Annotated in this window: 14 protein-coding genes; 11 read left to right on the forward strand and 3 right to left on the reverse strand. The window is 70.7% G+C overall.

What is annotated here, in order from left to right; genetic code table 11:
- Positions 1-3: 3 nt before the first annotated feature.
- The 3 genes from ACZ5XS_RS06130 to ACZ5XS_RS06140 are packed head-to-tail and all read left to right on the forward strand — an operon-like array spanning position 4 to position 4,151.
- Positions 4-2,031: an acetyl/propionyl/methylcrotonyl-CoA carboxylase subunit alpha gene (locus tag ACZ5XS_RS06130; protein ID WP_468648235.1), complete on the forward strand. Its 2,028-nt coding sequence runs from the start codon at positions 4-6 to the stop codon at positions 2,029-2,031.
- Positions 2,028-2,984 (forward strand): hydroxymethylglutaryl-CoA lyase, encoded by a 957-nt coding sequence (locus ACZ5XS_RS06135; RefSeq protein ID WP_468648237.1) that lies wholly within the window; start codon positions 2,028-2,030, stop codon positions 2,982-2,984. The genes ACZ5XS_RS06130 and ACZ5XS_RS06135 overlap by 4 nt, the downstream gene beginning before the upstream one ends.
- 6 nt (positions 2,985-2,990) lie before the next feature.
- The gene (locus tag ACZ5XS_RS06140; protein ID WP_468648239.1) at positions 2,991-4,151 is read left to right on the forward strand and encodes an acyl-CoA dehydrogenase family protein; all 1,161 of its coding nucleotides are present in this window, start codon (positions 2,991-2,993) and stop codon (positions 4,149-4,151) included.
- Between the two features lie 55 nt (positions 4,152-4,206).
- Here the strand turns inward: ACZ5XS_RS06140 and ACZ5XS_RS06145 are convergent, their stop codons facing one another.
- On the reverse strand, positions 4,207-4,764 hold the full coding sequence (locus tag ACZ5XS_RS06145; RefSeq protein ID WP_468648241.1) for a hypothetical protein: 558 nt from the start codon (positions 4,762-4,764) through the stop codon (positions 4,207-4,209).
- 355 nt (positions 4,765-5,119) lie between these two features.
- On the opposite strand from ACZ5XS_RS06145, the gene ACZ5XS_RS06150 reads away from it, so the two are divergent.
- The 7 genes from ACZ5XS_RS06150 (at position 5,120) to ACZ5XS_RS06180 (ending at position 13,473) form a co-directional block, all read left to right on the forward strand.
- Positions 5,120-5,746, forward strand: a complete 627-nt coding sequence (locus ACZ5XS_RS06150) for a Uma2 family endonuclease (protein WP_468648243.1) — start codon at positions 5,120-5,122, stop codon at positions 5,744-5,746.
- Positions 5,747-6,190: 444 nt separating this feature from the next.
- Positions 6,191-7,237: an ABC transporter substrate-binding protein gene (locus tag ACZ5XS_RS06155; RefSeq protein ID WP_468648245.1), complete on the forward strand. Its 1,047-nt coding sequence runs from the start codon at positions 6,191-6,193 to the stop codon at positions 7,235-7,237.
- 132 nt (positions 7,238-7,369) lie between these two features.
- Positions 7,370-8,239, forward strand: coding sequence for a siderophore-interacting protein (locus tag ACZ5XS_RS06160; RefSeq protein ID WP_468648247.1), 870 nt, complete (start codon positions 7,370-7,372; stop codon positions 8,237-8,239).
- Positions 8,240-8,404: 165 nt separating this feature from the next.
- Positions 8,405-9,871, forward strand: coding sequence for a lysine decarboxylase DesA (gene desA / locus ACZ5XS_RS06165; protein WP_468648249.1), 1,467 nt, complete (start codon positions 8,405-8,407; stop codon positions 9,869-9,871).
- A complete protein-coding gene (locus tag ACZ5XS_RS06170) occupies positions 9,855-11,135 on the forward strand; it encodes a lysine N(6)-hydroxylase/L-ornithine N(5)-oxygenase family protein (protein ID WP_468648251.1) in 1,281 nt (426 codons plus the stop codon). The genes desA and ACZ5XS_RS06170 overlap by 17 nt, the downstream gene beginning before the upstream one ends.
- On the forward strand, positions 11,132-11,701 hold the full coding sequence (locus tag ACZ5XS_RS06175; protein WP_468648253.1) for a GNAT family N-acetyltransferase: 570 nt from the start codon (positions 11,132-11,134) through the stop codon (positions 11,699-11,701). The genes ACZ5XS_RS06170 and ACZ5XS_RS06175 overlap by 4 nt, the downstream gene beginning before the upstream one ends.
- Entirely contained in the window at positions 11,698-13,473 is a 1,776-nt protein-coding gene (locus tag ACZ5XS_RS06180) for an IucA/IucC family protein (RefSeq protein ID WP_468648255.1), read from the forward strand. The genes ACZ5XS_RS06175 and ACZ5XS_RS06180 overlap by 4 nt, the downstream gene beginning before the upstream one ends.
- A 74-nt stretch (positions 13,474-13,547) precedes the next feature.
- On the opposite strand, the gene ACZ5XS_RS06185 is transcribed toward ACZ5XS_RS06180, so the two are convergent.
- Positions 13,548-15,137 carry a beta-N-acetylhexosaminidase gene (locus ACZ5XS_RS06185; protein WP_468648257.1) on the reverse strand — a complete coding sequence of 530 codons (1,590 nt, stop codon included), beginning with the start codon at positions 15,135-15,137 and terminating at the stop codon, positions 13,548-13,550.
- A gap of 70 nt (positions 15,138-15,207) precedes the next feature.
- Here ACZ5XS_RS06185 and ACZ5XS_RS06190 point away from each other — a divergent pair, with 70 nt between their 5' ends.
- On the forward strand, positions 15,208-16,086 hold the full coding sequence (locus ACZ5XS_RS06190; RefSeq protein ID WP_468648259.1) for a DUF4429 domain-containing protein: 879 nt from the start codon (positions 15,208-15,210) through the stop codon (positions 16,084-16,086).
- A 12-nt stretch (positions 16,087-16,098) separates the two neighbouring features.
- Here the strand turns inward: ACZ5XS_RS06190 and ACZ5XS_RS06195 are convergent, their stop codons facing one another.
- A complete protein-coding gene (locus ACZ5XS_RS06195; protein WP_468648261.1) occupies positions 16,099-17,667 on the reverse strand; it encodes a purple acid phosphatase family protein in 1,569 nt (522 codons plus the stop codon).
- Between the last annotated feature and the right edge of the window lie 8 nt (positions 17,668-17,675).

The following is a 17,675-nucleotide window of genomic DNA, read 5'->3' on the forward strand; positions in this document are numbered from 1 at the left end:
ACGATGTTCGACACAGTGCTTGTGGCCAACCGGGGCGAGATCGCCGTCCGCGTCATCCGTACGCTGCGGTCGCTCGGCGTGCGCTCGGTGGCCGTCTTCTCCGACGCGGACGCGGACGCGCGGCACGTCCGGGAGGCCGACACGGCCGTACGGATCGGTCCCGCGCCGGCCGCCGAGAGCTATCTGTCCGCCGAGCGGCTGCTGGCGGCGGCCGCCCGCACCGGCGCCCAGGCCGTCCACCCCGGCTACGGCTTCCTCGCCGAGAACGCCGGCTTCGCGCGCGCGTGCGCCGACGCCGGGCTCGTCTTCGTCGGGCCGCCGGCCGAGGCGATCGCGCTCATGGGCGACAAGATCCGCGCCAAGGAGACGGTGCGGGCGGCCGGCGTGCCGGTCGTCCCCGGATCCAGTGGCAGCGGACTCACCGACGCCGAACTGGCCGACGCCGCCCAAGAGATCGGCATGCCGGTGCTGCTGAAGCCGAGCGCGGGCGGCGGCGGCAAGGGCATGCGGCTGGTGCGCGATGCCGCGGTGCTCGCCGACGAGATCGCCGCCGCCCGCCGCGAGGCCCGCGCCTCCTTCGGTGACGACACGCTCCTCGTCGAGCGGTGGGTCGACCGGCCCCGGCACATCGAGATCCAGGTCCTGGCGGACGGCCACGGGCACGTGGTCCATCTCGGCGAGCGCGAGTGCTCCCTCCAGCGCCGCCACCAGAAGATCATCGAGGAGGCGCCCAGCGTGCTCCTCGACGAGGAGACCCGCGCGGCGATGGGCGAGGCGGCGGTCCAGGCGGCGCGTTCGTGCGGGTACGCGGGCGCGGGCACGGTCGAGTTCATCGTCCCCGGGAACGACCCGTCCTCGTACTACTTCATGGAGATGAACACCCGCCTCCAGGTGGAACACCCGGTCACCGAGCTGGTCACCGGCCTCGACCTGGTGGAGTGGCAACTGCGGGTCGCTGCGGGCGAGCCGCTGCCCTTCGGGCAGAAGGACGTCGAGCTCACCGGGCACGCCGTCGAGGCCCGTATCTGCGCCGAGGACCCCGCGCGCGGGTTCCTCCCCTCCGGCGGCACGCTGCTGAGGCTGAGCGAGCCGCAGGGCGACGGGATCCGCACCGACTCCGGGCTCAGCGAGGGCACCGAGGTCGGCAGCCTGTACGACCCGATGCTGTCCAAGGTGATCGCGTACGGCCCGGACCGGGCGACCGCGCTCAGGAAGCTCCGGGCGGCCCTCGCGGAGACGGTCACGCTGGGCGTGCCGACCAACGCCGGGTTCCTGCGGCGGCTGCTCGCGCATCCGGCGGTGGTGGCGGGCGAGCTGGACACGGGGCTGGTGGAGCGGGAGGCCGAAGGACTCGTCCCGGCCGACGTGCCGCGGGAGGTCTACGCGGCGGCGGCACTGCTGCGCCAGGCCGCCCTCGGTCCGGAGGAGACCGCACAGGGGAGCGGCTGGATCGACCCGTTCTCGGCCACCACCGGCTGGCGCCTGGGCGGGGAACGGGCGTGGACGGCGCACCACCTGCGGGTGGCCGGGCACGACCCGTGCACCGTCCGGGTGCGCAGCACGCCGGACGGCGGGGCGGAAGTGCTCCCCGACGGCGCGGACGTGCCCCTCCCGGTGCGCGCCGGACCGCCCCCGGGCCCCGGCGGTGACGCCCGTTTCACCGTCCACCTCGACGGCGTCGCCCACACCTTCGCCGCGCTGCCGGGCGGCACCTGGCTGGGCCGCGACGGCGACGCCTGGCAGGTGCGCGACCACGACCCGGTCGCCGCCTCCCTCAACCGGGCCGGGCACGCGGGCGCCGACTCGCTGACCGCGCCCATGCCCGGCACGGTCACCGTCGTGAAGGTCGCCGTGGGCGACGAGGTGAGCGCCGGGCAGAGCCTGTTGGTCGTCGAGGCGATGAAGATGGAGCACGTCATCTCCGCCCCGCACGCCGGCACGGTCGCCGAACTGGACGTGGCGCCGGGGTCGACGGTCGCCATGGACCAGGTGCTGGCCGTCATCACCCCGGCGGAGGAGGAGACCGCATGAGCACTCCCGAACGCGGCCTGCCCATGGTCGTACCGGCCCCGGGCCTGCCCGCCCGTGTCCGCATCCACGAGGTCGGTGCCCGGGACGGCCTGCAGAACGAGAAGAGCACCGTCCCCACGGAGGTCAAGGCTCAGTTCGTCCGTCGGCTGGCCGACGCGGGCCTGACGACGATCGAGGCGACCAGCTTCGTCCACCCGAAGTGGGTGCCCCAACTGGCCGACGCGGAGCACCTGTTCCCGCTCGTCAGCGACTTGGAGGTGGCGCTCCCGGTCCTCGTGCCGAACGATCGCGGCCTGGACCGGGCCCTCGCGCTGGGCGCCCGCCGGGTCGCCGTCTTCGCCAGCGCCACCGAGTCCTTCGCCAAGGCCAACCTCAACCGCACGGTCGACGAGGCACTGGCGATGTTCGAGCCGGTGGTGGCACGTGCGAAGGCACAGGACGTCCACGTGCGCGGCTACCTGTCGATGTGCTTCGGCGACCCGTGGGAGGGGGCGGTGCCGGTCCCGCAGGTCGTCCGGGTCTGCCGGGCCCTCCTCGACATGGGCTGCGACGAGCTGAGCCTGGGCGACACGATCGGCGTGGCGACGCCGGGCCACGTCCTCGCACTGCTCACCGAGCTCACCGAACAGCGGGTCCCCACGGGCGCGCTGGGCGTGCACTTCCACGACACGTACGGCCAGGCGCTCGCCAACACCCTGGCGGCGCTCCAGTACGGCGTCACCACGGTCGACGCCTCGGCGGGCGGCCTCGGCGGCTGCCCGTACGCGAAGTCCGCGACCGGCAACCTCGCCACCGAAGACCTCGTGTGGATGCTTCAGGGCCTCGGCATCGACACCGGGGTCGACCTCGGCCACCTCGTCGCCACGAGCGCGTGGATGGCCGCACAACTGGGCCGACCCAGCCCTTCTCGTACCGTCCGAGCCTTGTCCCACAAGGACCCCAAGGAGCAGTGACCTGCCATGGACCACCGTCTCTCCCCCGAGCTGGAGGAACTCCGGCGCACAGTCGAGGAGTTCGCGCACGACGTCGTCGCCCCCAAGATCGGCGACTTCTACGAGCGGCACGAGTTCCCGTACGAGATCGTCCGCGAGATGGGCCGCATGGGCCTGTTCGGGCTGCCGTTCCCGGAGGAGTACGGCGGCATGGGCGGCGACTATCTCGCCCTCGGTATCGCGCTGGAGGAACTGGCGCGCGTCGACTCGTCGGTGGCGATCACGCTGGAGGCGGGCGTCTCGCTGGGCGCGATGCCGATCCACCTGTACGGCACGGAGGCCCAGAAGCGGGAGTGGCTGCCCCGTCTGTGCACGGGCGAGATGCTCGGCGCGTTCGGCCTCACGGAACCGGACGGCGGCTCGGACGCGGGCGCGACGCGCACGACGGCCCGCCTGGACCCGGAGACGGACGAGTGGGTGATCAACGGCACCAAGTGCTTCATCACCAACTCGGGCACGGACGTCACGGGCCTGGTCACGGTCACGGCGGTGACGGGCCGCAAGCCGGACGGCGGTCCGCGGATCTCCGCGATCATCGTCCCTTCGGGCACCCCTGGCTTCTCGGTCGCGGCGCCGTACTCGAAGGTCGGCTGGAACGCCTCGGACACCCGTGAGCTGTCGTTCTCCGACGTCCGGGTCCCGGCGGCGAACCTGCTGGGCGAGGAGGGCCGGGGCTACGCCCAGTTCCTGCGCATCCTCGACGAGGGGCGGATCGCCATCGCGGCCCTGGCCACGGGCCTCGCCCAGGGCTGCGTCGACGAGTCGGTGAGGTACGCGAAGGAACGCCACGCGTTCGGGCGCCCCATCGGCGCCAACCAGGCCATCCAGTTCAAGATCGCCGACATGGAGATGAAGGCCCACACCGCCCGCCTCGCCTGGCGCGACGCGGCGTCCCGCCTGGTGTCGGGCGAGCCCTTCAAGAAGGAGGCGGCGCTCGCGAAGCTGTACTCCTCGACGATCGCGGTGGACAACGCCCGCGACGCCACCCAGATCCACGGCGGCTACGGCTTCATGAACGAGTACCCGGTCGCCCGCATGTGGCGCGACTCCAAGATCCTGGAGATCGGCGAGGGCACGAGCGAGGTCCAGCGCATGCTGATCGCGCGGGAGTTGGGCCTGACGGGCTGAGTGCCGGCGCCGGCCCGCGTCCGCGCGGAAGCGGGCCGGCGAGGTCCACTCGGCCCTAACGGCCCAACCGCCGCCGTGCACGCCGGACGTGACGGTTGTCGGCGACCGCGTCCCGGAGCCGGCGCCCGGTGCCGGCCTCGTACGCCGGGCCCTCCAGACGCAGCAGCGTCCCGTCCCGGACGACGGCGTACGCGACCGGAGTGTCCGCCTTCGGGAGGGTGACAGCGTGACGTCCGGTCGGCAGCTTGAGGCGGGCCGGGAGGCGCAGCCGCGCCGTTCCGTCGGCGCCGGACGTCAGCTTGGCCTCCACTGTCAGGGCGGACACGGTGGCCTTGACGGGAACCGGGGCGCTGTCCGCCGTCGCCACGTACGGCAGCGGGAGTGACGTCTTGCCGCGCGCGGCGTTCCCGGCGGCGGCACTGGTCGTGTCGGCGCCGAGGCTTCGCAGGCGCTGGTCCAGATCGAGGGTGAGCTGGCCCCTGCCTGCCGTCCAGTACGGGAGAGCGAGCCGCCCGCCGGTCAGCGCCGGGCCCGCGGCCGGGGCGCTCGGAGTGCCGTCGCCGGTCATGCGGACCATCCGGTCGACGCCCAGCAGTTGGACGTACGCCCACACTTCGTGGACCCCGCGCTCCAGCGGCCGGCCGCCGGCCAGCCGCTCCGGGTCGAGGCGCAGGCGCCCGGTCCCGACGAGCCGCGACCGTACACGTCCTCGACCACCTACACGAACAATGCGTACGGCCTGGCGACCAAGTCGACGACGACCAACCGCCTCGGCTGGACGACCTCGACGGAGTACGCCCCCCAATCGGGCGCGGCGGGAAGCTGCTGTGGTGTGAGGTGGGGCCGGAGGCTGCGGGGCGGGTTGCTGCGGCGTGAGGGGTGCCGAGTCGCGGGCGGTCGATGCGGGGCGACGCTATCGTGGAGCGAGCGACACGCTCTGTAATCAATGGATGATCGCGGTGCCCGCCATGACCGAGCGACCTGCGCCCATAGACGCTCCTCCGGCCGGAGCCTTCGAAGACATGCTCCGGATCGTCGAGGAACTGGACACACCTGACGGCTACAAGGCCGAGCTCATCCGGGGGAAGATCGTCGTGTCGCCGTGGTCGAAGCTGCGCTACCTGCGTCCCATGCGCAGGCTGCGCGCACAGGTAGAGGCCCACGCCCCCGACGGGCACGTCACCGAGACCTCGCCGTTCCTCTTCGTGTTTCCTCCCGCTGAGCGCGGTTTCGGCCCCGATCTCTTCGTCGCCGACGAATCCGCGTTCGACGCCGAGGGCCGCCACGCCGACGGCGCCGCCCTCTCCCTCGTCGCCGAGCTGACCTCCGACTCCGCCAAGGATGCGGACTGGCTCGACAAGCTGGACACGTACGGGCGGATCGTGCCGGTGTACCTCGTGCTCGACATGCAGGTGCAGGAGGTCTCGGTCTTCTGGGACCCGTCTCCGAAGGGATACCGGTCGCGGACCAACGTCCCGTTCGGGCGGCCCGTGCGGGTTCCCGCTCCCTTCGACTTCGAGCTGGACACCTCAGGGTTCCTTCGCCGCGCACCCGAAACCGAGCTTGAAGCGGATTCCGGTCACGTCCCCGAGTGAACTGGCTCTGACGGGCTTTAGCGGAATCGCCCACGGCAACGTGCCGTCGTCGTCCGTGGTTCGCGGCTGGTGGGGCCCAGAGCCGCCAGGGGGTAGTTGCTCGCGAACTGCATGAGAAACCACGGGGGAAACGACGGCGGCCACGCCCAAGACGAGGTTGGCGGCGCCGGGGAGCGCCCAGGGAAGCTGAGGCCGAGGGCGCGAAGGGGCGGGCTCCGTACGGGAGTTCGTCGGCGTGATGTCGCGGGGGCCGTTCCGCGGGACCCCGCACGCGTTTGTGGCTCGCTTCACAGAAGTCCCGGGTATCGCCCCCCACAGCAGGGGAACAGGTACCGGGTGCCCCCTGGACAGCGTGCAAGGTTAGGCTAACCTAAGCCTGATTCCAGCCACCCGCAGGCGCGGACCCCCCAGTGGCCCCCGTACGCACGAAAGCAGACCCATTCCATGTCGAACGCCACAACCGCCCACTTCTCCCGCCGCGGGATACTCGCCACCGGGGGTGCGCTCGGCCTCGGCGCCTTCCTCGCCGCGTGCGGGGACGGCGACTCGGAGAGCAGCGGCTCGGACTCGACGGCGTCCGCGAAGGCCTCCGGCCCCTGGAGCTTCAAGGACGACCGCGGCACGACCGTGAAGCTGGACAAGGCCCCTGCCAACATCGTCGCCTTCACCGGCGTCGCCGCCGCCCTCTACGACTACGGCATCTCGGTCAAGGGCGTCTTCGGCCCCACCAAGACCGCGGACGGCAAGGCCGACGTCCAGGCCGGCGACATGGACATCAGCAAGCTCACCGTCCTCGGCAACGCCTGGGACCAGTTCAACGTCGAGAAGTACGCGGCCCTCGCGCCCGACGTGCTGATCTCCACGCTGTTCGACGACGCCGGCACCCTCTGGTACGTCCCCGAGGCGTCGAAGGACAAGATCGCCCAGCTCGCCCCGAGCGTCGGCATCTCCGTCTACGACCGCCAGCTCACCCAGCCGCTGGAGCGCATGTGGCAGCTGGCCGAGTCCCTCGGCGGCGACCTGACCTCCGCCAAGGTGACGGATGCCAAGAAGGCCTTCGAGGCGGCGGCCACCCGCCTGCGCGCGGCCGCCAAGGCCAAGCCCGACATCAAGGTGATGGCCGGTTCCGCCAGCGCGGAGCTGTTCTACGTCTCCGGCACCAACCTCTCCATCGACCTGGAGTACTTCAAGGCCCTCGGCGTGAACTTCGTCGAGCCCCCGGAGAGCGCGAAGAAGGTCGGTGGCGGCTGGTTCGAGTCGCTGAGCTGGGAGAACGTCGACAAGTACAAGGCCGACATCATCATGATGGACGACCGCTCCTCGACCATCCAGCCGGCCGACATCACCGAGGCCACCTGGAAGAAGCTGCCCGCCGTCAAGGCCGGCCAGGTCATCGCGCGCTCCCCCGAGCCGATCCTGTCCTACGCCAAGTGCACCCCGCTGCTCACCAGCCTGGCCGAGGCGCTGGAGAAGGCGAAGAAGGTCAGCTGACCAGGGGTCGCTGAGCTTTGCCGGGTGACCGCGGGCCGGTTGTGGCCGGTCGCGCCCCGCGGCGAAGCCGCATATCGGCCCAGCCCCGCGCCCCCAGGCACCTGTACCTGACGTCGATTCAGGAGTTACCCCATGGCCACCGCCGTAGCCGCCCCGTTCCGTTTCTTCTCCCTCCAGGTCGTGCGGACGAGGCGGCTCGGCCCGTCCCTGGTCCGGGTCACCTTCGACGGCCCCGACCTCCGCGACTTCCACTCCGACGGGCGGGACCAGTCCCTGTCGCTGTTCATCCCGCACCCCGGCCAGAAGGAGCCCCGGGTTCCGATCGAGCTCGGCGACGGCTGGTGGCAGGGCTGGCGCGAACTCCCGGACGACGTAAGGGCGGTGATGCGCTCGTACACGCTCCGCGCCCTGCGGCGGGACGCCTACGGCCGCACGGCCGAGATCGACATCGACTTCGTGCTGCACGGCGTCGAGCCGGACGCGGCCATCGAGGCCGGCCCCGCCTCCCGGTGGGCCGCGGACGCCGCCGCCGGCGACCAGGTCGTCCTGCTCGGCCCGGCGATCGCGGACAACCGGGCGATCCGTTTCCGCCCGCCCGAAGACACCGACCTGGTGGTGATCTGGGGCGACGAGACCGCCGTACCGGCCGCCTGCTCCATCGTCGAGTCGCTGCCGGCGGGCCTTAGCGCCCGGGTCTGGCTGGAGGTCCCGCACGCCGCTGACATCCAGGACGTGGTGACGCGGGCGGACGCCGAGATCACCTGGCTGGTGCAGGACGAGAAGAGCGGCACCCAGAGCTCCCCCATGGCCCTCAGCGCCCTGCGTGACACTCGACTCCCGCCCGCCGAGCACCCGTACGTCTGGATCGCGGGCGAGTCCGGGTGTGTGAAGGAGCTGCGCCGGCACTTCGTGCGGGAGCGCGAGCTCGACCGCCGCAGAGTCACCTTCGTCGGCTACTGGCGGCAGGGCCTGACCGAGGAGCAGCTGCGCGAGCAGGAATGACCGAAACGTCCAACTCGCCCGAGGCGGGGCTGCGTTCAGAGTGACCGCAGTCACGGCAGGGGCCGCGTGTCGTGCACGTTACTTAGGTTAGGTTAACCTAAGTTGAAGCCGAGGCTCCGCCCCGCTCCCCCGCCCCACGGACTGTCCCCACCGGAGGACTTGCACATGCGCTCGCACCTGCTCAACGACACGACCGCGGAGCACTACCGCCGCTCCGTGACGGAAGGAATAGAGCGGGTGGCGGCCAAACTCGCCACCACGAACCGTCCGTTCACCGGCGTCACGGTCGACGCCCTCTCCCCCACGATCGACGCGATCGACCTCGACAAGCCGCTGCACGACACCGGCGCGGTGCTCGACGAACTGGAGGACGTCTACCTCCGGGACGCGGTCTACTTCCACCACCCCCGCTACCTCGCCCATCTCAACTGCCCGGTCGTCATCCCGGCCGTGGTCGGCGAGGCCGTCCTCTCCGCCGTCAACTCCTCCCTGGACACCTGGGACCAGTCGGCCGGCGGCACCCTCATCGAGCGCAAGCTCGTCGACTGGACCACCGCCCGCATCGGCCTCGGCGAGAACGCCGACGGCGTGTTCACCTCCGGCGGCACCCAGTCCAACCTCCAGGCGCTGCTCCTCGCCCGCGAGGAGGCGAAGCCGGGCCGGGACGGGTGGGACGGGCCGGCCTCCTTCTCCGCACTGCGCATCTTCACCTCCGAGGTCAGCCACTTCAGCGTGCAGAAGTCCGCGAAACTGCTCGGCCTCAGCCAGGACTCCGTCGTGTCGATCCCCGTCGATACCGACAAGCGCATGCAGACCGTAGCGCTCGCTCGCGAGCTGGAGCGCTGCAGGCAGGACGGCCTCGTCCCCATGGCCGTCGTCGCCACCGCCGGCACCACCGACTTCGGCTCCATCGACCCGCTGCCCGAGATCGCCGAGCTGTGCGACCAGTACGGCGTGTGGATGCACGTCGACGCCGCCTACGGCTGCGGACTGCTCGCCTCGGTGAAGTACCGCGACCGCATCGACGGCATCGAGCGCGCCGACTCGGTCACCGTCGACTACCACAAGTCCTTCTTCCAGCCGGTGAGTTCGTCCGCCGTGCTGGTCCGGGACGCGTCCACCCTGCGCCACGCCACCTATCACGCGGAGTACCTGAACCCGCGCCGCATGGTGCAGGAACGTATCCCCAACCAGGTCGACAAGTCCCTGCAGACCACCCGCCGCTTCGACGCGCTCAAGCTGTGGATGACGCTGCGCGTGATGGGCGCCGACGGCATCGGTCAGCTCTTCGACGAGGTCTGCGACCTGGCGGTGGAGGGCTGGAAGCTGCTGGCCGCCGACCCGCGCTTCGACGTCGTGGTCGAGCCCACCCTCTCCACCCTCGTCTTCCGCTACATCCCGGCCGCCGTCACCGACCCGGCCGAGATCGACCGCGCCAACCTGTACGCCCGCAAGGCCCTGTTCGCCTCCGGCGACGCGGTGGTCGCGGGCACCAAGGTGGCCGGCCGCCACTACCTCAAGTTCACCCTGCTCAATCCCGAGACGACGACCGACGACATGGCCGCCGTACTCGACCTGATCGCCGGCCATGCCGAGCAGTACCTGGGAGAGTCCCTTGACCGCGCTTCCTGAATCCGCCCGCAGTTACGACTTCGTGGGGATCGGGCTCGGCCCGTTCAACCTGGGCCTCGCCTGCCTCACCGAACCCATCGACGAACTGGACGGCATCTTCCTGGACTCGAAGCCCTGCTTCGAGTGGCACGCGGGCATGTTCCTGGAGGGCGCCCACCTCCAGACCCCGTTCATGTCGGACCTGGTCACCCTCGCCGACCCGACCTCGCCGTACTCCTTCCTCAACTACCTGAAGGAGAAGGGCCGGCTGTACTCGTTCTACATCCGCGAGAACTTCTACCCGCTGCGGGTCGAGTACGACGACTACTGCCGCTGGGCCGCGAACAAACTGAGCTGCGTCCGCTTCGACACCACCGTCACGGACGTCCAGTACGACGAAGGCGACGAGCTGTACGTCGTGAGGACCACGGCCGGCGAGACCTTCCGCGCCCGCCGCCTGGTCCTCGGCACCGGCACCCCGCCCTACGTCCCCGAGGCCTGTCAGGGCCTGGGCGGCGACTTCCTGCACAACTCCCGCTACATGCAGCACAAGCGGGAGCTGCAGAAGAAGGAGTCGATCACCCTCGTCGGCTCCGGCCAGTCCGCCGCCGAGATCTACCACGACCTCCTCAGCGAGATCGACGTCCACGGCTACCAGCTGAACTGGGTCACCCGCTCGCCGCGCTTCTTCCCGCTGGAGTACACGAAACTCACGCTGGAGATGACCTCCCCGGAGTACGTCGACTACTACCACGCGCTGCCGGAGAAGACCCGCTACCGCCTCACGGCCGAGCAGAAGAACCTGTTCAAGGGCATCGACGGCGACCTGATCAACGAGATCTTCGACCTGCTCTACCAGAAGAACCTCGGCGGTCCGGTGCCCACCCGGCTGCTCACCAACTCCTCCCTGCACAGCGCCCGGTACGAGAAGGGCACGTACACCCTGTCCTTCCGCCAGGAGGAGCAGGAGAAGGACTACGAGCTGACCTCGCAGGGACTGGTCCTGGCCACCGGCTACAGGTACGCCGAGCCGGAGTTCCTCAAGCCCGTCCGCGACCGGCTGCTCTACGACTCCCAGGGCAACTACGACGTCGCCCGCAACTACGCGATCGACGTGACCGGCCGGGGCGTGTTCCTGCAGAACGCCGGCGTCCACACGCACAGCATCACCAGCCCCGACCTGGGCATGGGCGCGTACCGCAACAGCTACATCATCCGAGAGCTGCTCGGCAGCGAGTACTACCCGGTCGAGAAGACCATCGCGTTCCAGGAGTTCGCCGCATGACCCCCACCACCGGCACCCGCACCCGCACCGACCTGGGCACCCTCACCCTCCGCCCCCTCGACCCCCTCAAGGACGCCGAGCTCGTACACTCCTGGGTCACCCACCCGAAGGCGGCCTTCTGGATGATGCAGGACGCCAGGCTGGAGGACGTCGAGCGCGCGTACATGGAGATCGCCGCCGACGAGCACTGGCACGCGCTGATCGGCCTGCACGACGGCGTGCCCGCGTTCCTGATGGAGAAGTACGACCCCGCCCACCACGAGCTGGTCGGTCTGTACGAGCCCGAGCCCGGCGACGTCGGCATGCACTTCCTGGTCGCCCCCACCGACCGGCCCGTGCACGGCTTCACCCGCGCGGTCATCACGGCCGTGATGGCGCACCTCTTCGAGGACCCCGCCACCGCCCGGGTGGTCGTCGAACCCGACGTGTCCAACAAGGCCGTCCACGCCCTGAACGAAGCCGTCGGGTTCGTGCCCGACCGCGAGATACAGAAGCCGGAGAAGAGGGCGTTGCTGAGCTTCTGCACCCGGGAACAGTTCGCCGCGGCGACGGGGGTGGCGGCATGAGCCTCGCCGACGCCGTGGCCCACCTCTCCCCCGAGCGCTGGGAGACGGCCAACCGCCTGCTCATCCGCAAGGCGCTGGCCGAGTTCGCGCACGAGCGGCTGATCGCGCCGGAGAAGGACGGGGGCGGGGACGAGTACGTCGTACGGAGTGACGACGGCCTGACCCGCTACCGCTTCTCCGCCACCCGCCACGCCCTCGACCACTGGCAGGTGGCCGCCGACTCGATCACCCGCACGAGGGACGGCGACGAACTTCCCCTGGCGGCCCTGGACTTCTTCATCGAGCTCAAGCGGACCCTCGGTCTGAGCGACGCGATCCTGCCGGTCTACCTGGAGGAGATCTCCTCCACCCTCTCCGGCACCTGCTACAAGCTCACCAAGCCGCAGACCCCGGTCGCCGAGCTCGTGAACAGCGACTTCCAGGCCATCGAGACCGGCATGACCGAGGGCCACCCCTGCTTCGTCGCCAACAACGGGCGGCTCGGCTTCGGCATCCACGAGTACCTGTCGTACGCCCCCGAGACCGCGAGCCCGGTCCGCCTGGTGTGGCTGGCCGCGCACCGCTCGCGGGCCGCGTTCACGGCGGGGGTGGGGATCGAGTACGAGTCCTTCGTGCGGGACGAGCTGGGCGAGGCCACGGTCGAGCGGTTCTCCCAGGTGCTCAGGGACCAGGGACGGGACCCGGAGGACTACCTCCTCATCCCCGTCCACCCCTGGCAGTGGTGGAACAAGCTCACCGTCACCTTCGCCGCCGAGGTCGCCCGTGGTCACCTCGTGTGCCTGGGCGAGGGCGACGACGAGTACCTGGCCCAGCAGTCCATCCGGACCTTCTTCAACACGTCGCACCCCGAGAAGCACTACGTGAAGACGGCCCTGTCCGTGCTCAACATGGGCTTCATGCGTGGACTCTCGGCCGCCTACATGGAGGCGACCCCGGCGATCAACGACTGGCTCGCCCAGCTCATCGAGGGCGACCCGGTGCTGAAGTCGACCGGCCTCACGATCATCCGGGAGCGGGCGGCCGTGGGCTACCGGCACCTGGAGTACGAGCAGGCGACGGACCGCTACTCGCCGTACCGCAAAATGCTCGCCGCGCTGTGGCGCGAGAGCCCGGTGTCCTCCCTCCGGGACGGCGAGTCCCTCGCGACGATGGCCTCCCTGGTCCACGTGGACCACGAGGGCGCGTCCTTCGCGGGCGCGCTGATCGAACAGTCCGGTCTGACGCCGAAGGAGTGGCTGCAGCGCTACCTGCGGGCCTACTTCACCCCGCTCCTCCATAGCTTCTACGCCTATGACCTGGTGTTCATGCCGCACGGCGAGAACGTGATCCTGGTTCTGAAGGACGGCGTGGTGCAGCGCGCGATCTACAAGGACATCGCCGAGGAGATCGCCGTCATGGACCCGGAGGCGGTGCTGCCGCCGACGGTGGAGCGGCTGCGCGTCGAGGTCCCGGACGACAAGAAACTCCTGTCGGTCTTCACGGACGTCTTCGACTGCTTCTTCCGCTTCCTCGCCGCGAACCTCGCCACCGAGGGGATCCTGGAGGAGGACGACTTCTGGCGCACGGTCGCGGAGGTGACCCGCGACTACCAGCGCTCGGTGCCCGAACTCGGCGACAAGTTCAAGCAGTACGACATGTTCGCCCCCGAGTTCGCGCTGTCCTGCCTCAACCGCCTCCAACTGCGCAACAACGAGCAGATGGTGGACCTCGCGGACCCGGCCGGCGCCCTCCAGCTGATCGGCGAGCTGGAGAACCCCATCGCGGGGCTGTAGCCACCGCCCCGTCCCCGCAGACAGACGGGCACCTCGGAGTACGGTCCTCCGGGGTGCCCGTCGTCGTGCCCGTGCTACCCGGCGGGCCAGGGGACCTGCGGTGACCGGTAGTACCCGATCCCCAGGGCGTCCCAGCGCGGCCCCTGCGCCGCCAGCCGCACCCGGTAGCCGTCCCAGTCGTGCGTGGCGGCCGGCGACCAGCCGAGTTCGGCGGCGCCCGCGAGCCGCGGGAAGGCCATGTACTCGACGTTCTCGCCGGTCACGATCGTCTCGGTCCACAACGGCGCCTCGACGCCACGCACCGCCTCGGGCGGCGCCCCCGGCAGGTAGGTGCCCGGATCCCAGTCGTAGGACCGCTTCACGTCGACGTAGCCCGCCCAGGACAGCCCCAGCGGGGTGTCCTCGTCGTACTTCATGTCGAGGTAGATCCGGTCGGCGGGCGAGAGGATCAGCCCGGTCCCGCTCTGCGCCGCCTCGGCGACCCGCGCCTTCTCCTCGGCGCCGGTCGAGTCCAGGCCCCAGTACTGGGCGAGCGCCCCCTTCGCCGGGGTCGCGCCGGTCAGCTGGTGCCAGCCGACCACCGTCTTGCCGTACTCGGCGACGATCGGCTGCACCCGGTCCATGAACCGCGCGTAGTCCTCGTGGCTGGTGGAGTGCGCCTCGTCGCCGCCGATGTGGAGGTAACGGCCCGGGGTGAGGGCGGCGAGTTCCCGGATGACGTCGTCCACGAAGTCGTACGTGATCTCCTTGTCCACGCACAGCGAGCTGAAGCCGACCTCGGTGCCGGTGTAGAGCGGGGGTGCGACGCCGTCGCAGTTGAGCTCGGCGTAGGAGGCCAGGGCCGCGTTGGTGTGGCCCGGCATGTCTATCTCGGGGACGACCTCCAGGAAGCGGGAGGCCGCGTAGCCGACGATCTCCCGGTAGTCGGCCTTGGTGTAGTGGCCGCCGGGGCCGCCGCCGACCTGCGTGGAGCCGCCGTGGGTCGCCAGGCGCGGCCAGGAGTCGACGGCGATGCGCCAGCCCTGGTCGTCGCTGAGGTGCAGGTGCAGCTTGTTGATCTTGTAGAGGGCCAACTGGTCGATGTGGCGCTTGACCTGGTCGACGGTGAAGAAGTGCCGGGAGACGTCGAGCATCGCGCCGCGCCAGCCGTAGCGGGGGGTGTCGGTGATCGTGCCGCCCGCGACCAGCCACGGTCCGGGCTGGACGGAGTCCTTCTCGACGGCCGCCGGGAGGAGCTGGCGCAGGGTCTGCACGCCGTGGAAGAGCCCCGCGGGCTCGGCCGCCGTGATGGTGACGCCCTTGCCGCCGCTGTCGAGGCGGTAGCCCTCGGCCCCGAACGGGCCCTTGGCCAGGCGCAGCCGGATACCGCCCTTGCCGTGCGTGGTGACGGGCAGACGGTAGCCGGTCGAGGGGCGCAGGACGTCCGCGAGGTAGGCGCCGATGCGGCGGCCCTCGCGGTTGTCGTCGACGCGGATGTGCGTGTCCCGGGTGAGGCGGTACGGCGATCCGCCGGGGGTGACCGAGGCGGGGGCCGGGACGATCCGGTCGAGCGGCCGGGCGTGCTGCGCGGCGGTGGTCGGGGTCGCGCCGACGGCGGAGACACCCGCCGCCGCGACGAGCAGCAGCGAGCCGAGAAGGCGGGTCGTTCTGTGGTGCTGTCTCACCTACGGTCCCTTCCTTGAGCCGAACAGGTATGGACCAACTCTCCCTCGAAACCAGTGAAACAATCCCCCCATGGCGGAAATCCTCCAGAAAGACGGCACTTGGGTCTTCGACGGCGACGCCCTGCGGCTGACCCCCGGACGGGACAAGAACGTCAGCCTGCTCCGCAGGACGCTGGGCGAACTCGTCGTCCCGCTCGGCGCGTTGGCCGGTATCTCCTTCGAACAGGGCAAGAAGACGGGACGGTTGCGGCTGCGGCTGCGCGACGGCTCCGACCCGCTGCTGCACGCGACCGGCGGCCGGCTCACCGAACCGCACGACCCGTACCAGCTGGTCGTCGAGTCGGACCGGTACGGCGTCGCCGAGTACCTCGTGGACGAGGTCCGCGGTGCCCTGCTCCTGGACCAGGTGCCGGCCGACCCGGTCGACGCCTATCTGCTGCCGGGCCCGGCGCTGCCGCTGTCCGTGTCCGCCGGGGACGGCACCGTGAGCTTCGACGGCGAGCTGATCCGGCTGGACTGGAACTGGAAGACGGAGGACGCCAAGGCCGCCGCCGGCCCCCGCACCCTCGCGGTCACCGACCTCACCGCCGTGGAGTGGCATCCGGCGATCGGCCTGGACAACGGCCACCTCCGCTTCAGCGTGAAGAACGCCCCGACCAAGGCCCCGCCCAAGTACGACCCCAACGCCGTGGAGCTGTGGGGCTTCAAGAAGGACCCGCTGATGGCCCTGGTCGCGGCGGCCGTCCAGGCCCGGCTCCCGCATCCGGCGGCGGCCGCCCCCAGGGACGTCCGGCCGCCGGAGGCCAGGGAACTGACCGCGCCCGCCGCCGAGGACGGCCACGACGCCCTCCTGCGACGGCTGCGCGAGCTCGGCGAACTGCACCGCACGGGCGTGCTGACGGAGGAGGAGTTCACGATGGCCAAGCAGGCGATCCTCAAACGGATGTAGCGGGTTGCCGGGTCACTTCGCCGTCCGCGCCACCGTGAAGCGGTCCACCTCCTCGCCGGTCTCCGCGATGCCCCGCACGGTCAGCGTGGCGGTACGGCCCCTGGCGGCCGGGGTGACGTCCACGCGCAGGAAGGAGTAGTCGAGGTAGCGGACCCGGGACCAGGTGACGGTCTCGTCCTGCTTGCCCTCCTTGACGTTGACGAACGAGGACACGGACTCGACGTCGTTCTCGTGGCCCTCGTACGACAGCGGGGCGCTGAAGGCGTACAGGCTGCGGCCCGCCGCGCCCGCCGTCACGTACACCACGCCGTCCGTCTCGGGGTACGCCGTGCCGCCGATCGGGAGCTTCCTGGTGACCGCGCCCGCCTTGATGACGTCGGTGCGCTCGTACTGGTGGTTGTGGCCGTTGATCACCAGGTCGACGGTGTACTTCTCGAACAGCGGCACCCACTCCTGGCGCACGCCCCCCTCCGAGGCGTGCGCGGTGGAGGTGCAGTAGGCGCAGTGGTGGAAGAAGACGACGACGAAGTCGATGTCCCTGGACGCGCGGTACTTCTTGAGCTGCGCCTGAAGCCAGGTGGTCTGGGTGCCGCCGGAGATGCCGAGGTTGGCCGGGATCTCGAAGGAGATGTCGTTGGCGTCGAGCGAGATGACCGCGGTGTTGCCGTGGACGAAGGAGTAGACGCCCGGGAGGTTCTTCTTGTCGGGCCCGTTGTCCGGCAGGTTCCAGCGGGCGTCCTCGCCGCCGTAGCCGTTCGGCGAGTACCAGGCCTCCATGTCGTGGTTGCCGTACGCCGGCATCCACGGGACGGACCCCGCAACCGACTCGGTCTGGGCGAGGAACTGGTCCCACACGCGTGAGTCGAAGCCGGTGTCGGCACTCTTTCCCTGGCCGGCCGGGTCGGCGTAGGCGATGTCGCCGGCGTGCAGGTGGAAGGCGGGGTTCTGGCCGAGCAGCAGGCTGTTGTTGGCGAGGCCGTGGTAGCCGACGCCCTCGTCGCCGAAGGCGGTGAAGGTGAACGGCGCCTTGTGGGCCGGGGCGGTGGTGAAGGTGCCGAGGGTGCCGAGGAGGTGCGGCTGGGCGGGGTCGAAGCCCTGGTGGCCGACGCCGTAGTAGTAGGTGCTGCCGGGCCTGAGGTGGGTGAGCTCGGCGTGCAGGTAGTACTGCGTGTGGTCGCCGCTCGCCCCGACGCCGGCCGGGGTGTAGAGGGTGCGCACCTCGGCCTCGATCTTGCGGGAGAGGTCCCAGGGCCGGGCGCCGATCCGGATGAAGGGCTTCCGCACGGCGACCGGGACCTGCCAGGAGACGCTCATCTCGGTGCGCGGGTCACTGCCGTAGGCGAGGTGGCGGCCGAAGGGAGCGACGAGGGCGCCGTCGACGCTCTCGGCGCGGGTGACGGCCGGGGCGGCGGCCCGGGTCGCCGCCTGTGCGGTGGCACCCGGCACGAACGCGCCGCCCGCGACGGCGCCCAGGGTGACCGCGCCGCCCCTGATCATCGTGCGCCGCGAGAATCTGGCGTGCAGGTATGCGTGCTGCTCGGCCATGCTCATGCGCTCGGCGAGCTGCTCGGGTACTCCCATGCGAGGAA

The sequence above is a fragment of the Streptomyces sp. NPDC033131 genome (genome assembly GCF_055578365.1).

Excerpts from the sequence above, each read along its gene's own strand:
- ACZ5XS_RS06130 (WP_468648235.1), top strand. The coding sequence starts at position 4 with ATGTTCGACACAGTGCTTGTGGCCAACCGGGGCGAGATCGCCGTCCGC.
- ACZ5XS_RS06135 (WP_468648237.1), top strand. The coding sequence starts at position 2,028 with ATGAGCACTCCCGAACGCGGCCTGCCCATGGTCGTACCGGCCCCGGGC.
- ACZ5XS_RS06140 (WP_468648239.1), top strand. The coding sequence starts at position 2,991 with ATGGACCACCGTCTCTCCCCCGAGCTGGAGGAACTCCGGCGCACAGTC.
- ACZ5XS_RS06150 (WP_468648243.1), top strand. The coding sequence starts at position 5,120 with ATGACCGAGCGACCTGCGCCCATAGACGCTCCTCCGGCCGGAGCCTTC.
- ACZ5XS_RS06155 (WP_468648245.1), top strand. The coding sequence starts at position 6,191 with ATGTCGAACGCCACAACCGCCCACTTCTCCCGCCGCGGGATACTCGCC.
- ACZ5XS_RS06160 (WP_468648247.1), top strand. The coding sequence starts at position 7,370 with ATGGCCACCGCCGTAGCCGCCCCGTTCCGTTTCTTCTCCCTCCAGGTC.
- desA (WP_468648249.1), top strand. The coding sequence starts at position 8,405 with ATGCGCTCGCACCTGCTCAACGACACGACCGCGGAGCACTACCGCCGC.
- ACZ5XS_RS06175 (WP_468648253.1), top strand. The coding sequence starts at position 11,132 with ATGACCCCCACCACCGGCACCCGCACCCGCACCGACCTGGGCACCCTC.
- ACZ5XS_RS06180 (WP_468648255.1), top strand. The coding sequence starts at position 11,698 with ATGAGCCTCGCCGACGCCGTGGCCCACCTCTCCCCCGAGCGCTGGGAG.
- ACZ5XS_RS06190 (WP_468648259.1), top strand. The coding sequence starts at position 15,208 with ATGGCGGAAATCCTCCAGAAAGACGGCACTTGGGTCTTCGACGGCGAC.
- ACZ5XS_RS06195 (WP_468648261.1), bottom strand. The coding sequence starts at position 17,667 with ATGGGAGTACCCGAGCAGCTCGCCGAGCGCATGAGCATGGCCGAGCAG.